12 protein-coding genes are annotated in these 15005 nt (G+C 71.3%); 10 read left to right on the top strand and 2 right to left on the bottom strand.

Annotated elements, in window-relative coordinates; genetic code table 11:
- The first annotated feature begins 22 nt into the window (after window positions 1–22).
- From AB0959_RS08065 to holA, 8 genes are all read left to right on the top strand, one after another.
- The gene (locus AB0959_RS08065) at window positions 23–808 is read left to right on the top strand and encodes a hypothetical protein (protein WP_366825460.1); all 786 of its coding nucleotides are present in this window, start codon (window positions 23–25) and stop codon (window positions 806–808) included.
- A 72-nt stretch (window positions 809–880) separates the two neighbouring features.
- Entirely contained in the window at window positions 881–1726 is an 846-nt protein-coding gene (locus tag AB0959_RS08060; protein WP_366825459.1) for a DegV family protein, read from the top strand.
- Between the two features lie 154 nt (window positions 1727–1880).
- Window positions 1881–2969: a ComEA family DNA-binding protein gene (locus tag AB0959_RS08055; protein ID WP_366825458.1), complete on the top strand. Its 1089-nt coding sequence runs from the start codon at window positions 1881–1883 to the stop codon at window positions 2967–2969.
- Between the two features lie 98 nt (window positions 2970–3067).
- Window positions 3068–5689, top strand: a complete 2622-nt coding sequence (locus AB0959_RS08050) for a ComEC/Rec2 family competence protein (protein WP_366825457.1) — start codon at window positions 3068–3070, stop codon at window positions 5687–5689.
- Between the two features lie 111 nt (window positions 5690–5800).
- Window positions 5801–6604: an arylamine N-acetyltransferase gene (locus tag AB0959_RS08045; protein WP_366825456.1), complete on the top strand. Its 804-nt coding sequence runs from the start codon at window positions 5801–5803 to the stop codon at window positions 6602–6604.
- A 138-nt stretch (window positions 6605–6742) separates the two neighbouring features.
- Window positions 6743–7624 carry a YceI family protein gene (locus tag AB0959_RS08040; RefSeq protein WP_366825455.1) on the top strand — a complete coding sequence of 294 codons (882 nt, stop codon included), beginning with the start codon at window positions 6743–6745 and terminating at the stop codon, window positions 7622–7624.
- 14 nt (window positions 7625–7638) lie between these two features.
- Complete coding sequence (locus AB0959_RS08035; protein WP_366825454.1) at window positions 7639–7884, top strand: hypothetical protein; 246 nt, start codon at window positions 7639–7641, stop codon at window positions 7882–7884.
- Between the two features lie 63 nt (window positions 7885–7947).
- The gene (holA, locus tag AB0959_RS08030) at window positions 7948–8934 is read left to right on the top strand and encodes a DNA polymerase III subunit delta (RefSeq protein ID WP_366825453.1); all 987 of its coding nucleotides are present in this window, start codon (window positions 7948–7950) and stop codon (window positions 8932–8934) included.
- A gap of 376 nt (window positions 8935–9310) precedes the next feature.
- Here the strand turns inward: holA and rpsT are convergent, their stop codons facing one another.
- Window positions 9311–9577 (bottom strand): 30S ribosomal protein S20, encoded by a 267-nt coding sequence (gene rpsT, locus AB0959_RS08025; RefSeq protein ID WP_366825452.1) that lies wholly within the window; start codon window positions 9575–9577, stop codon window positions 9311–9313.
- A gap of 676 nt (window positions 9578–10253) precedes the next feature.
- On the opposite strand from rpsT, the gene lepA reads away from it, so the two are divergent.
- Together lepA and AB0959_RS08015 are read left to right on the top strand one after the other, a co-directional pair.
- Entirely contained in the window at window positions 10254–12122 is a 1869-nt protein-coding gene (lepA, locus tag AB0959_RS08020; RefSeq protein ID WP_366825451.1) for a translation elongation factor 4, read from the top strand.
- Window positions 12123–12422: 300 nt separating this feature from the next.
- Window positions 12423–14300: an AMP-dependent synthetase/ligase gene (locus AB0959_RS08015; protein ID WP_366825450.1), complete on the top strand. Its 1878-nt coding sequence runs from the start codon at window positions 12423–12425 to the stop codon at window positions 14298–14300.
- Window positions 14301–14408: 108 nt separating this feature from the next.
- On the opposite strand, the gene AB0959_RS08010 is transcribed toward AB0959_RS08015, so the two are convergent.
- On the bottom strand, window positions 14409–14996 hold the full coding sequence (locus AB0959_RS08010; protein WP_366825449.1) for a response regulator: 588 nt from the start codon (window positions 14994–14996) through the stop codon (window positions 14409–14411).
- Window positions 14997–15005: the final 9 nt, after the last annotated feature.

Here is a 15005-nt window from a genome sequence, read left to right as displayed (position 1 = left end):
AGCGGGTCGGAGGAGGAGTGTCGTGGAGGCCGTGATCGCAGTCGTCGTCCTGATCTTCGTGCTGTTCGTGGTCCTGGGCGCGTACGCGACGGTCAAGGTGGTCGGCGCCGCCAAGCGCGGTGTGGACCGCACGATCGACCAGGCCCGGCGCACGGTCGAGGACACCACACTGCGCGCGAAGAGTTTCGCCCAGCCCGGCGTGGTGGGCCAGCTGGCGGACCTCCGGCTCAAACTGCGCACGTCGATGCGCGCCACCCAGGACACGCTGCACGCGGGCGTGTCGGAGGACGAGTCCCTGAGGGAGTCGCTGGCGCTCTTCCAGCGTCTCAGCGCGCACGGGCACGAGCTGGACGGCGAGCTGAGGCGCCTGGAGTCCGATCCGGACCGCGCCAAGCTGACCGAGCGGCTGCCGGACCTGCGCGAGCGCACCGAGCGGATCATCAAGTCGGCGGAGTCCCTGCGCTGGGCGGCGCACGACCGGGCCCGCCGCTTCGCGGACGACGACCTCGACACGCTCAGCGCGCAGATCGACGTCGAGGCGGGCGCGCTGCGGCACTGGACGACGGAACCCGGCTCATCGGCCACGGAACCCACCTCATCGGCCGGGGGGCACGGACCGCCGCCTGCCGCCGCGCCTCCGTGGCCCGAGGCCCCGGCCCCCGAAGCCGCCGCATCGACCGGGCAGACCTGGCCGGAGACTCCCCAGTCCCGCGCCGCCAGTGAAACGGCGCGGCCCGCGATCGACCCGCCGGCCCCGCGCACCACCTATCCCTGGCAGAAGAAACCCCGCCCAGAGAGCACGACTTGATGCCACCCGTCCGACCTCGGGTGGCAGGGGCCGGACTGCCGCCCGCACGTTCCGGCAGGTAACCTCCAGCTCATGTCCCGCCATGTCGCTATCGTCACCGATTCAACGGCCTACCTGCCGCCACGGACGATGGAGCGTCACGGCATCACCGCGGTGCCGTTGACCGTGGTTCTCGGTGACCGGGCGCTCGAGGAGGGCACCGAGATCTCGGCGCGCTCACTGGCCCAGGCACTCCAGAAGCGACGGCCCGTCACCACCTCCCGGCCCAGTCCCGAGCTGTTCGCCGAGACCTACCGCAAGGTCGCCGAGTCGGGAGCCACGGGCATCGTCTCCCTGCACCTGTCGTCCGAGTTCTCCGGCACCTACGACGCGGCCGTCCTCGCGGCGCGGGAGGCCCCCGTGCCCGTACGCGTGGTCGACACCGGAATGGTCGCCATGGCTCTCGGGTTCTGCGCGCTGGCCGCGGCCCAGTCCGCCGAGGCGGGCGGCACGGTGGACGAGGCGGTCACGGCCGCCGAGAAGCGAGCCGCGGGCACGTCCGCCTTCTTCTACGTCGACACCCTCGACTACCTGCGCCGGGGCGGCCGGATCGGTGCCGCGCAGGCGCTGCTCGGCTCGGCCCTCGCGGTGAAGCCGCTGCTGCAACTCGACGGCGGCCGCATCGAACTCCTCGAGAAAGTACGCACGGCGTCCAGAGCGATCGCCCGCCTGGAAGAGATCGTCGCCGACCGCGCCGGAGGCGCCCAGGTCGACATCGCCGTCCACCACCTCGCCGCACCCGACCGGGCACAAGCGCTCGCGGACCGCTTGCGGACGCGGGTTCCCGGGCTGGTCGATCTGCACGCCAGCGAGGTCGGAGCGGTGATCGGCGCGCACACGGGTCCCGGGCTGCTGGGAGCGGTCGTCTCGCCTCGGTGACGGGCGAGTGCCGACGCACGGTGTTGTTCGCTGTCGCTGGTGGAGCACCCTCTGGTCGCTCGTGTGGGTGATCGAGTTATCCACAACCGGGCAGTAATCCACGGGAATCGAGCAAGATCATCGCGAGTCGGCGGGAGTGCCCGATCCTCGTCGCATGGCACTTCGATCACGTTCACGCACAGCGACCGTCACCAGTGGCCCGGGCCGTGGCCCCGTCTCCGACGGCCGGGTCCGCCACCGCCGTTCCCACGCCCGGGGCACGTCCCGACGCCGCCACGCCTCGGCGGAAGCGCTCCGCCTACGCGCGGAAGCGCTCTTCGTGGAGGGGGCACGGGAGCGGCGGGAGCTGGGCAACGGCCCACGGTCTCCGAATCCGCTGCCGCGAGGTGAGGGGCGGCCGGCGCGCGTCAACGACCCCGTCGGCTACGACGGACTGATGGCGGCGGACCCCGGCCTCCCCGGCGCCGGGGAGGCCGGGGACATCAGCGGTCCCGCCGACGGGGCGGGGGCGACCTGGCGGGAGAGGGTCGGGCCCGCGGTCCGGGAGCGAATGCCGCTGTGGTTGCAGGCGAGGTGCGGGCTGGAGCGGAGAAGCGTGCTGGCGCTCAGCGTGGTGCTGGTCGTCGCGGCGGTCTTCGCCGCGCAGCACTTCTGGACGGGCCGCACCGAGCCGGTCAGCGCACCCGAGGTGGTGCGCCCTGCGCCGTACGGCGAACGGGAAGGACACGACCAGGGAGGACAGCGGGCCGCAGCCGTGCCGGGAGCCTCCCCGGGGGCGTCGGCTTCCGCGGCGGGCTCCGTGATCGTGGTGGACGTCAGCGGGAAGGTGCGCAGTCCCGGGATCCAGCGGCTGCCGGCGGGTTCGCGGGTGGCCGACGCGCTGCGGGCGGCCGGTGGGGTGCGGCGGGGCGCGAGCACCGAGGGGCTCAACCGCGCCCGCGTGCTCATGGACGGAGAGCAGGTGGTGGTCGGCGGTCCGGCGCCGCCCGCCGCGGGTCCGGTGCCGGGAGCCGACGGTGCCGGAGGGCCCGCCGCCGGTGCCGCGCCCGCGGGCCCGGTCTCCCTCAACACGGCCACCGCGGACCAGCTCGACACACTGCCCGGTGTGGGCCCCGTGCTGGCCCAGCACATCATCGACTACCGCACCCGGCACGGCGGCTTCCGCTCGGTCGACGAGCTCCGCGAGGTCAACGGCATCGGCGATCGGCGTTTCGCCGATCTGCAGAATCTCGTACGGCCATGAAGGGCCAGGCGGGAGAGCTCCACGCCCCTGAGCGGAGCACGGGGCGAGCGGCGGACACCTCTGCCGAGCGCTCCGTCCCCGGCCGCGCACCCGTGCACATGACCTCTGAGAGCCGACTGGGCGCGGCGCACCCCAGGCAGGAAGGGCCGACAGACCTGCGGCTGGTGCCACCGGCGTTGGCGGCCTGGACGACCGCGGCCCTCACGCTCGACGCCGCGGTCGAGTGGGTCATCGGCGTGGTGGTGGTCGGCCTGGTCGCGGGCGGTGCCCTGCTCGTGGCCCGGAGACACCGCGCACACGTGCCGGTGCCCGACTGGCCGGCTCGCACGCACCGGGGCGACGGATTTGAACGAGCACGGCGTCACACGCCCTGGTCCAGGTTCTCCATCGCCGCGGTCCTGCTCTGTGCCGCCGCGGCAGCGGCCTCGGCCGGACTGCACGGAGCGGATCTGCGGCGCGGTCCCGTCCCCGCGTTGGCCGACCAGTACGCGCACGTGACGGCCGACGTCGAGCTCACCTCCGATCCACGGCTCACCCGCCCCCGGATCAAGGGAGACCACATGGCTCCGACGGCCGTTCTGCTGAACGCCGAGGTCCGGCGGGTGACGAAGCCCGACGGGACGGTCCTCGCGACACGGACGCCGGTTCTGGTGATCGTGGACGCGAGGCCGGGTCCCGACGGTGTCGGGGGCACGCGTGCGGGAAGTGACGGCAGCCCAGGGAAGGCGGGCGGCGGTCCGGAGAAGGCGGGCGGTGGACCGGGGGAGCCGGGCGGCGGTTCCGAACGCGGGGCCTGGCTGTCCCTGCTCCCCTCCACGCGGGTGCGCGTCGCCGCGCAGGCCGTACCGGCCATGGTCGGTGGGGACCGGATCGCCGCCGTGCTGCGCGTGCGGGACGGCGGGGCGCCGGAGGTCGTGGCGGAGGCGTCCGGGACACAGCGGTTGGCCGGGCGCCTGCGGAGCGGGCTGAGGGAGGCGACGGACGGGCTGGACGCGGACGCGCGGGCGTTGCTGCCGGGGTTCGTCGTCGGCGACACCTCCCGGGTGCCGGTCGAGCTGGACGAGGCCTTCAAGGCCACTGACCTCACGCACCTCCTGGCCGTCAGCGGGGCGAACTTCACGATCCTGCTGGCCCTGTTCATCGGGCCGCCCGGGCTCGCCCAGCGCGTCGAGCGGCGGGGACTCGCCCCGCGGCTGGGTATCCCGTTGCGGGCGACCGCGCTGTTCGGGGGCGTGTTGACACTGGGCTTCGTGATCGTGTGCCGGCCGGACCCGAGCGTGCTGCGGGCCGCGGCCTGTGGGTCGATCGCGTTGCTGGCCATCGTGACCGGGCGCCGCAGATCCCTGATTCCCGCGCTGGCCACGGCGGTTCTGCTGCTGGTGCTGTACGACCCGTGGCTGGCCCGCAGCTACGGCTTCCTGCTCTCGGTCCTCGCGACCGGCGCCCTGCTCACCCTTGCCCCGCGGTGGAGCGCGGCGCTCCAGCGGCGCCGCGTGCCGCCGCGCCCGGCCGAGGCGCTGGCCGCGGCTGCCGCCGCGCAGGCGGTGTGCGCGCCGGTCGTCGCGGTGCTGTCGGCGCGGGTGAGTCTGGTGGCGGTGCCGTGCAATCTGCTCGCGGAGTTCGCGGTGGCACCGGCCACGGTGCTCGGGTTCGCCACGCTGGCGACGGCGCCCGTGGCGATACCGGTCGCCAAGGCCTTCGCGTGGTGCGCGAGTTGGCCGGCCGGGTGGATCGCGGACATCGCGCGCACGGGGGCCGCCATGCCCGGTGGCGGAGTGGACTGGCCGGGGAGCTGGACGGGCGCGGTGCTGCTCGCCGCGGTGACGGTGGTGGTCGTCCTCGTCGGGCGGCGGGTCGTGCGCCGCCCCTGGATGTGTCTGGCCGGCCTCGTGGTGTTCCTGCTCGTGGTGGTCCAGCCGCCGCCCCTGACGAGGGTGATCACCGGATGGCCCCCGCCCGGCTGGCGGTTCGCCATGTGCGACGTCGGACAGGGCGACGCGACCGTGCTCGCGGCGGGCGAGGGGACGGGAGTGGTCGTGGACGCGGGCCCCGATCCCGTGCTGGTCGACCGCTGTCTGAGCGCGCTCGGCATCACGAGGGTCCCGCTCGTCGTGCTGACCCATTTCCACGCCGATCATGTGGCGGGTCTGCCGGGTGTACTGCGCGGACGGTCGGTGGGCGCGATCGAGACCACGGGGTTCGAGGAGCCCGTGGACCAGGCCGAGTTCGTGCGGAGAGAGGCGGCGGCCCGGCGTGTTCCGGTGAGGCGGGCCGTGGCGGGACAGGAGCGGCGCACGGGTCATCTGGCGTGGCGGGTGCTGTGGCCGCCGTCGGGCACCGGACCCGCGCCGGAGGGGCCGAACGACGCCAGCGTGACCATGCTCGTCCGGTCGGCCGGGCTGACCCTGCTGATACTCGGCGACCTCGAACCACCGGCCCAGCGGGGGTTGTTGAGGTCCCCGATGGCCGCGGAGCTGGGAGCCGTGGACGTGCTGAAGGTGGCCCACCATGGCTCGGCGTACCAGGATCCGGAGCTCATACGCGCCGTGGCACCACGGCTCGCGCTCGTCTCAGTGGGTGCCGACAACCCGTACGGGCACCCGGCCCCGAGCACGCTCGCGGCGCTGCGGGCCGGGGGCGCGGCGGTGATGCGTACGGACGAGGACGGGGCGATCGCCGTCGCAGGCGGGGCGCGGGGGTTGAGGGTGGCGAGAGAGTGACGGCGCGGTCAGGGGCCGACGGGCCGACGGACCGACGCGCCGAGGACCGGTGGAGAGGTGAGGAACCGGTGGCGAGGTGAGGGACCGGCCGGGCGGCGGGAGACTGGTGTCATGAACTCCGCACAGGCCGATGCCTACCTTCGCCGGATCGGGGCCGAGCACCCCGCGGGACCCACCATCGACGTACTGCGCGACCTGCACCTGCGTCATCTGCGGACCGTGCCGTTCGAGAACCTGTCGATCCACCTCGGTGAGGAGATCGTGCTCGACGAGACCCCGCTGCTGGACAAGGTGGTCGGGGCGCGCAGGGGCGGGTTCTGTTACGAGCTGAACGGGGCGTTCGCGGCACTGCTCACGGCACTGGGCTTCGAGGTGACCCTGCTCGCGGGCCGGGTGTTCGGCCAGGCGGAGCGGGTCGGGATCCCGTACGACCATCTCGCGCTGCGGGTGCGGACGGAGGACGGGGGCGAGTGGCTCACCGATGTCGGGTTCGGGGCGCACAGCCTGTTTCCGCTGGCCTTCGAAGAGCGCGGGGAGCAGAAGGATCCGGGCGGCACGTTCCGGGTGGTCGAGACGGTGGCCGGGTTCGGGGACCTGGACGTGCTGCGGGACGGGAAGCCGGTGTACCGGCTGGAGGTACGGCCACGGGTGCTCGGGGACTTCGTGGCGGGAGCCTGGTGGCACAGCACGTCGCCGGCGTCGCACTTCACACAGTCCCTCGTCTGCTCGCGGGTGACCGAGGACGGCGGGCGGGTCACCCTCAGCGGGCGTGGCCTCACGATCACGCGCCCGGACGGCGTACGGAGCGTGACCGACCTGGAGACGGACGAGGAGGTGCTGGAGACGTACAGGGAGCGGTTCGGGATCGAGATGGAGCGGGTACCGGAGGTGCGAAAGGCGGGCAAGCCTGGGTAATTGGGGTTACTCGTGCGTAGTCCCGGCGCATGTGCTGGTTTTTCTCGATGTGGTCCTCTGTTGCCTCGAAAGCCGCAGCGGTGGTCGAATGCATCCTCGGCAACAGACGATGTCGAGTCACGCAGGGATGTGTCGCGGATGCTGGGCCGCTGGCGGGAGAACCGAACGAGGCAGGGGCAGCGAGGTGGCCCCCTGGGTGCGGTACGGATTCCGCCGGGTGCCGGAGTGCTCAGCTGCCGGGTGCTCGATCCGGTGAACGAGCCCGTGCGGCAGGCGGAGTTCGTCGTCAGCGACACGATGGGCCGCAGAATTGTCGGCGGGGGCACGGACCCCTACGGGTCGTTCATCGCGGCGGTGCCGGCGGGGGAGTACCGGCTCGCGGTGTCGGCCGAGGGCTACACGCCGTACCGGGCGAACGCTGTCGTCGGCGAGAGCGCGCTGGCCTCGCTCGGTGACGTGACCCTGCAGGTCGCCCAGCCGTACGAGCTGCCCCGGGCGGGGGACTGGGAGATCGAGCCGACGCATTCCATGATCGGGTTCACCGCGCGGCACATCGGACTGGCGCGTGTGCACGGGCGGTTCAACGCGTTCGCGGGGGCGATACGGATCGCCGATCCCATGGAGCGGTCGGCGATGCACGTGGTGATCGACGCGGCGTCCATCGACACGAACGTGAGGATGCGGGACGACCACCTGCGGTCGGCGGACTTCCTGGACGTGCAGCGGTTTCCGACGCTGGAGTTCTACAGCGACCGGTTCGTGCACAAGGGCGGCAACCGCTGGGCGGTCACGGGCGCCCTGTCGCTGCACGGGGTGACGCGGACGGTCACGCTCGACACCGAGTACCTCGGGCTGGGCAACGGCATGGAGGGCGAGGTGCGGGCGGCCTGCAAGGCCACGACCGAGCTTCGGCGCGACGACTTCACGGTGAGCTGGCAGACGATGCTCGCGCGGGGCATCGCGGTCGTGGGGCCCAGCATCCGGGTCGACCTCGATGTGCAGATCGTGCCGAAGAGCTGACGGAAAATGTCCCCGTGACTGATGTGAGACATGTACTGGTGCTGCCCGACCGCGAGGCAGCGGAGGAGGCGGCGGAGGCGCTGGCCGACCGGTTCGGGGTGGACGAGGAGCCCCAGCTCGTGCGGGACGCGCTGGCCGGGGAGGACGACGCCGACGACGCCCAGTGGCTGGTCGTGCTGCGGGACGAGATGGAGCGGCTCGATGCCGCGGCGCTGAACGAGTTCGCGGGGGAGTGGGACGGCTGGCGGGAGGAGCCGTAGCCCTGTCCTCGTGGAGTGCTCCGCTCTGCCGCGTTGTCAGTGGCGCGTGGGATGCTGTGAGCGATGGCCAGGAAGACTGCTAATGACGACCCTCTCGCCCCGGTCACGGTTGCCGTGGGCCAGGAGGACCTCCTGCTCGACCGTGCCGTGCAGGAGGTGGTGGCCGCCGCGAAGGCCGCCGACGCCGACACGGACGTACGTGACCTGACTTCGGACCAGTTGCAGCCCGGGACGCTCGCCGAGCTGACGAGCCCGTCGCTCTTCGCGGAGCGGAAGGTCGTGGTCGTACGCAGCGCGCAGGATCTCTCGGCCGACACGGTCAAGGACGTGAAGGCGTATCTCGGGGCGCCCGCCGAGGAGATCACCCTCGTGCTGCTGCACGCGGGCGGGGCCAAGGGGAAGGGGCTGCTGGACGCGGCGCGCAAGGCGGGGGCGCGGGAGGTGGCGTGCCCGAAGATGACGAAGCCGGCGGAGCGACTGGGCTTCGTGCGGGGGGAGTTCCGGACGCTGGGGCGGTCCGCCACGCCCGAGGCGTGCCAGGCGCTCGTGGACGCGATCGGGAGCGATCTGCGGGAGCTCGCGTCCGCGGCGTCGCAGTTGGTCGCGGACGTCGAGGGGACGATCGACGAGGCCGTGGTCGGGCGGTACTACACCGGGCGGGCCGAGGCGTCGAGTTTTGAGGTGGCGGACCGGGCGGTGGAGGGGCGGGCCGCGGAGGCGCTGGAGGCGTTGCGGTGGTCTCTGGCGACCGGGGTCGCACCTGTGCTGATCACCAGTGCGCTGGCCCAGGGGGTGCGGGCCATCGGGAAGCTGTCCTCGGCTCGGGGTGGGCGTCCGGCCGATCTCGCGCGGGAGTTGGGGATGCCGCCGTGGAAGATCGACCGGGTGCGGCAGCAGATGCGGGGGTGGACGCCGGACGGGGTGGCGGTTGCCCTGCGGGCGGTCGCGGAGGCCGATGCGGGGGTCAAGGGCGGGGGCGATGATCCTGAGTACGCGTTGGAGAAGGCGGTTGTGACGATCGCGCGGGCGGCGCGGTCCCGGCGGGGGTAGGGGGTTTTCGCCCCCGCCGCCCCTACCCGTCCCAACCTGCCCCTGGGGTCCTGTCCCTGGGGTCTTGTCCCTGGGGTCTTGTCCCTGGGGTCTGCGCCCCCAGGCCCCCGCCGTCGGCCTGAACGGCTTTGTCGTCTTACTTGCCTGGCCGCCGCCGTGTGCACAACGCCCGAAGGCCCCGGCTCGCCGCCCTGGGGAAGGGAGACGGCCGGGGCCTTCGGATCAAGCCTGTGGGTTCACGCCCGCGTGGCGAACGCAGGCCGCGCGTGAACCCGGGGTGCCGGATGGGAGCGGATGAGAGAGGGCCCGCTCTGGGTCCAGCCGACGGTCAAGTCAGGTGCGAGACAGGAGACGAGTCCGGTGGACTCGGCCCGACTCAGCCCTTGAGGGCAGCGACCTGGGAAGCCAGCGCCGACTTCTTGTTGGCAGCCTGGTTCTTGTGGATGACGCCCTTGGAGACGGCCTTGTCGAGGCTGCGCGAGGCCTCGCGCAGCGCGACGGTCGCCTTCTCCACGTCACCCGTGGCCGCGGCCTCGCGGGTCTTGCGGATCGCGGTCTTCAGGGAAGACTTGACGGCCTTGTTGCGCTGCCGGGCCTTCTCGTTGGTCTTGATCCGCTTGATCTGGGACTTGATGTTCGCCACGAATGAGCCTTTTCAGGTTCAGGCACGCGAGACGTCGCAACGCCGCACGCGCCGGTGATTGATCTTCGAGTGGACCACCGGAGACCCGGTGGAGCCGATCGCGCCTCGCGCTGAGAGGGCATGAGGCACAGCCCCCCACGGTACCAGCCGCCCTCCGACCACCCCAAACCGCTCCTGCACCGAACCGGCGCCCTCCCGCACGGCTTCGTGCCGACCAGGGCCCGTCCCCTTACGGTCCTGTGCCGACTCGGCGCCTGTCGCGTACCGGTTCCGTGCCGACCCGGCGCCTGTCGCGTACCGGTTCCGTGCCGCCCAGGCGTTTGTCCCGTGCCGGTTCCGTGCCGACAAGGATCCCCCGGTGCCGACAAGGAGCCCCCCTCCCGTGCCGATCCCCTCGCACCCCTGTCCTGCGTCGCCCCGGCGCCCACCCCGCACCCGTTCCCCCCCCCGCTCCAGCTCCGCCGGCCACCCGCGGCAACGCACGCTGCCCCCCACCCCGGGGAGGCCCGCCCCCGCCCCGCGGACGACGGGGCGGGGGCGCCCCGGGCCACCCGTCGCACGCACCCCTCGTTGCCCGGACCGGTTTCCACTCCTCGCCCGTGGGACGATGGAGCCTACGTATCGATCCGACCCGAGACCGCAGACACTGCGGACGCCTCAAGAATCAGGACCCTGCGTGCCCGCGATCCCTAGCCATGTGCCCGAGCCGAGCCGTACCGACCCGGCGCTGATCCGCAACTTCTGCATCATCGCGCACATCGACCACGGCAAGTCCACGCTCGCCGACCGGATGCTCCAGCTGACCGGTGTCGTCGAGCAGCGGCAGATGCGCGCTCAGTACCTCGACCGCATGGACATCGAGCGCGAGCGCGGCATCACGATCAAGTCCCAGGCGGTGCGGTTGCCGTGGGCCCCGACCAAGGAGCCGGGCAACACGCACATCCTCAACATGATCGACACCCCGGGCCACGTCGACTTCACGTACGAGGTCTCGCGGTCGCTCGCGGCCTGTGAGGGGACCGTCCTCCTCGTCGACGCGGCCCAGGGCATCGAGGCGCAGACCCTCGCCAATCTGTATCTGGCGATGGAGAACGATCTGACGATCATCCCTGTGCTCAACAAGATCGACCTGCCGGCCGCGCAGCCGGAGAAGTTCGCGGAGGAGCTCGGCAATCTCGTCGGGTGCGACCCCGACGACGTACTCCGTGTCTCCGCCAAGACCGGCGTCGGCGTCGACGCCCTGCTCGACAGGGTCGTCGCAGAGATCCCGGCCCCCGTCGGGGTCAAGGACGCGCCCGCGCGCGCCATGATCTTCGACTCCGTGTACGACTCCTACCGGGGCGTCGTGACGTATGTCCGTGTCGTCGACGGGCAGCTCAACAAGCGTGAGCGGATCCGGATGATGTCCACGGGTGCCACCCATGAGCTCCTGGAGATCGGCACCAACTCGCCCGAGATGCTCGGTGCCGACGGACTCGGGGTCGGTGAGGTGGGCTACCTCATCACCGGTGTGAAGGACGTCCGCCAGTCCAAGGTCGGTGACACGATCACCACCCTGCACAAGGGTGCGACCGAGGCGCTCGGCGGGTACAAGGACCCCAAGCCGATGGTGTTCTCCGGCCTCTACCCCCTCGACGGCTCCGACTACCCGGAGCTGCGCGACGCCCTCGACAAGCTCCAGCTCAACGACGCCGCGCTGGTCTACGAGCCGGAGACCTCCGCCGCCCTCGGCTTCGGCTTCCGCGTCGGCTTCCTGGGGCTGCTGCACCTCGACGTCATCCGCGAGCGGCTGGAGCGGGAGTTCGGGCTCGACCTCATCGCCACGGCGCCGAACGTGGTGTACCGCGTGCTCATGGAGGACGGCGTCGAGCACACGGTCACCAACCCGAGCGAGTTCCCCGAGGGCAAGATCAGCGAGGTGTACGAGCCGGTCGTGCGCGCCACGATCCTCGCCCCGAGCGAGTTCATCGGCTCGATCATGGAGCTGTGCCAGACCCGGCGCGGGACTCTGCTCGGGATGGACTATCTGTCCGAGGACCGCGTCGAGATCCGGTACACGCTTCCCCTCGCCGAGATCGTCTTCGACTTCTTCGACCAGCTGAAGTCCAAGACCCGGGGGTACGCGTCCCTCGACTACGAGCCCACCGGCGAGCAGACCTCCAGCCTGGTCAAGGTCGACATCCTGCTGCACGGCGACAAGGTGGACGCGTTCTCGGCGATCACCCACAAGGACGCGGCGTACGCGTACGGCGTGCGGCTCGTCGCCAAGCTGCGCGAGCTCATCCCGCGGCAGGCCTTCGAGGTGCCGATCCAGGCCGCCATCGGCTCCCGGGTCATCGCCCGCGAGACCATCCGCGCCATCCGCAAGGACGTCCTCGCCAAGTGCTACGGCGGTGACATCTCCCGTAAGCGGAAGCTGCTGGAGAAGCAGAAGGAGGGCAAGAAGCGGATGAAGATGGTGGGCTCTGTGGAGGTTCCGCAAGAGGCCTTCATCGCCGTGCTGTCCAGCGACGACGGCGGCGGGTCCGGCAAGGGCAAGAAGTAGGGGCATTCGCGGGGTGCCGCCCGCCCCGCGAGCCTCGATTTCCCCGACCGGGTCCGTCCGCGCAACGCCTGTTACCCGCGGAAACCCGGGCAGAACGCGGGTCCGTCGCCCCTCGGTGCGGCGGGCCCGTACGCGCGCGTAGGGTCGCTCTCCGTAGGAGTTCCTGTAGGAAGTGACAGCCCGCCGCCCCTTACGCACCGGGCAGCCGGGCTCTACCCTGATCCCCACTCGAATAGTTACTCGCGAGTTAAACAACAGCCGCATTGAGCCAGCCGCACGTCGCGGGCCCCGGAGGATGTCGTGAGCGACACACTGACCCTGATCGAGAACCGACCGCCGTCCGTGGCGGCCCTCTTCCTGGAGCGCGTGGCGGCCACGCCCGACGCGGAGGCCTACCGCTACCCCGTGTCCCCCGCCTCCGGTGAGGGGCCGGACGAGTGGAAGTCGCTCAGCTGGGCGCAGGCCGCCGAGCGGGTCTACGCCATCGCGGCCGGGCTCATCGAACTGGGCGTACAGCCGGAGCAGCGTGTCGCCCTCGCCGCCGCCACCCGGGTCGAATGGGTCCTCGTCGACCTCGGCATCCTGTGCGCGGGCGCGGCCACCACGACCGTGTACCCGCAGACGAACGCCGAGGAGTCCGCGTACATCCTGTCCGACTCGGAGAGCAGGGTCCTCATCGCGGAGGACGCCGCGCAGCTGGCCAAGGCCGTGGAGAAGCGGGCCGAACTGCCCGACCTGACCCATGTCGTCGTCATCGACCCGGCCGGAGCCGACCTCTCCGAGGACTGGATCCTCTCGCTCGCCGAGCTGGAGGAGCGAGGCGCGGCGTACCTGGAGAAGAAGCCCGACCTGATCCAGGAGAAGGTCGGCGCGATCACCTCCGAGCAGCTCGCCACCCTCATCTACACCTCGGGCACCACGGGCCGGCCCAAGGGCGTCCGCCTCCCGCACGACAACTGGTCCTACATGGCCAAGGCGATCGCCGCGACCGGCCTGATCAGCGCCGAGGACGTGCAGTACCTGTGGCTGCCGCTCGCGCACGTCTTCGGCAAGGTGCTCACGTCCGGGCAGATCGAGGTCGGGCACGTCACGGCGGTCGACGGCCGCGTCGACAAGATCATCGAGAACCTGCCGGTCGTCCAGCCGACCTACATGGCGGCCGTGCCGCGCATCTTCGAGAAGGTCTACAACGGGGTCGCCGCCAAGGCGCGTGCGGGCGGGCCCGCCAAGTACAAGATCTTCCAGTGGGCGTCCGAGGTCGGGCGCGAGTACGCCAAGGTCAGCCAGGACAACTTCCGCCGCACCGGCACCGCGGCCGTGCCGTTCGGGCTGGGCGCCAAGCACAAGGTCGCGGACGCGCTGGTCTTCAAGAAGCTGCGCGAGGCCTTCGGCGGGAACCTGCGGGCCTGCGTCTCCGGGTCCGTCGCGCTGGCCCCCGAGATCGGCTTCTTCTTCGCTGGCGCGGGCATCCACATCCTGGAGGGCTACGGCCTCACGGAGACGTCCGCCGCGTCCTTCGTCAACCCCGGTGAGGCGTACCGGACCGGCACGGTCGGCAAGCCGCTGCCCGGCTGCGAGGTGCGCATCGCCGACGACGGCGAGATCCTGCTGCGCGGCCCGGGGATCATGGAGGGCTACCACAACCTGCCCGAGAAGACCGCCGAGGTGCTGGAGCCGGACGGCTGGTTCCACACCGGCGACATCGGCGAGCTCTCGCCGGACGGCTACCTGCGCATCACCGACCGCAAGAAGGACCTGTTCAAGACCTCCGGCGGCAAGTACATCGCGCCGACCGAGGTCGAGGGCCAGTTCAAGGCCCTGTGCCCGTTCACGTCCAACGTCATGGTCATCGGCGCCGACCGCAACTTCTGCACGGCGCTCATCGCCCTCGACGAGCCGTCCCTCCTCGGCTGGGCCAAGGAGAACGGCATGGAGGGCAAGTCGTACGAGGACGTCGTCGCCTCACCGGCGGCGGTCGAACTCATCGACGGGTATGTGAAGCGTCTCAACGAGGGGCTTCAGCGGTGGCAGACGATCAAGAAGTTCCGTCTTCTGCCGCGGGATCTGGACGTGGAGCACGGTGAGCTGACGCCGAGCCTGAAGTTGAAGCGGCCGGTTGTCGAGCGGGAGTACAAGCATCTGATCGATGAGATGTACGCGGGTACCAGGGAGGCGTAGCGCGTTAGCGAAGGGGTGGCCGGGGTCTGCGGGCGGCTGCGGGTTGTATGTGGTTGCTCGCGCAGTTCCCCGCGCCCCTTACGGGCCGCACCCTTACGGGCCGCACCCTTACGGGGCGCGGCCCTCGCGCCGTATCTCGTCCACCAGTATCTGCAGTTCCCGGACCTGGGTGCGTATCGTGCCCAGGTCCGGGGTGCCGTCGGGGGCCAGTTGTTTCTCCAGGGCGGCCAGGCGGTCGCTCACGCCGGCGAAGTGGGTCTGCTCCCGGACCAGCATCCGCTCCAGCTGCACGTTCTTCCGGTGCAGGTCCAGGAACACGGCGACCTTGGCGCGGAGGACCCAGGGGTCGAAGGGCTTGGTGAGGTAGTCGGCGGCGCCCGTGGCATAACCCCGGAAGGCGTAGCCCGCGTCGGAGTCCGTGCCCGTCAGGAAGATGATCGGGACGTCCTTGGTCTGGTCGAGGCGTTTGATGTTCGCGGCCGTCTCGAAACCGTCCATGCCCGGCATGCGGATGTCGAGGAGGACCACCGCGAACCGCCGGCGCAGCAGCGCCTTCATGGCCTCCTCTCCGGAACGGGCGCGTACCAGCGGCTCGTTGAGGGAGCCCAGCACGGCCTCCAGCGCTATCAGGTTGTCCTCCATGTCGTCCACGAGGAGGATGCTGGCGCGCTCGTCGGACGTTGCCTCAATGCTCATGTCTGGCTG

Origin of the sequence: Streptomyces sp. NPDC046862, assembly GCF_040704615.1 — a bacterium.
Classification (GTDB): Bacteria; Actinomycetota; Actinomycetes; order Streptomycetales; family Streptomycetaceae; genus Streptomyces.
This window is presented reverse-complemented; position numbering and strand designations above follow the sequence as displayed.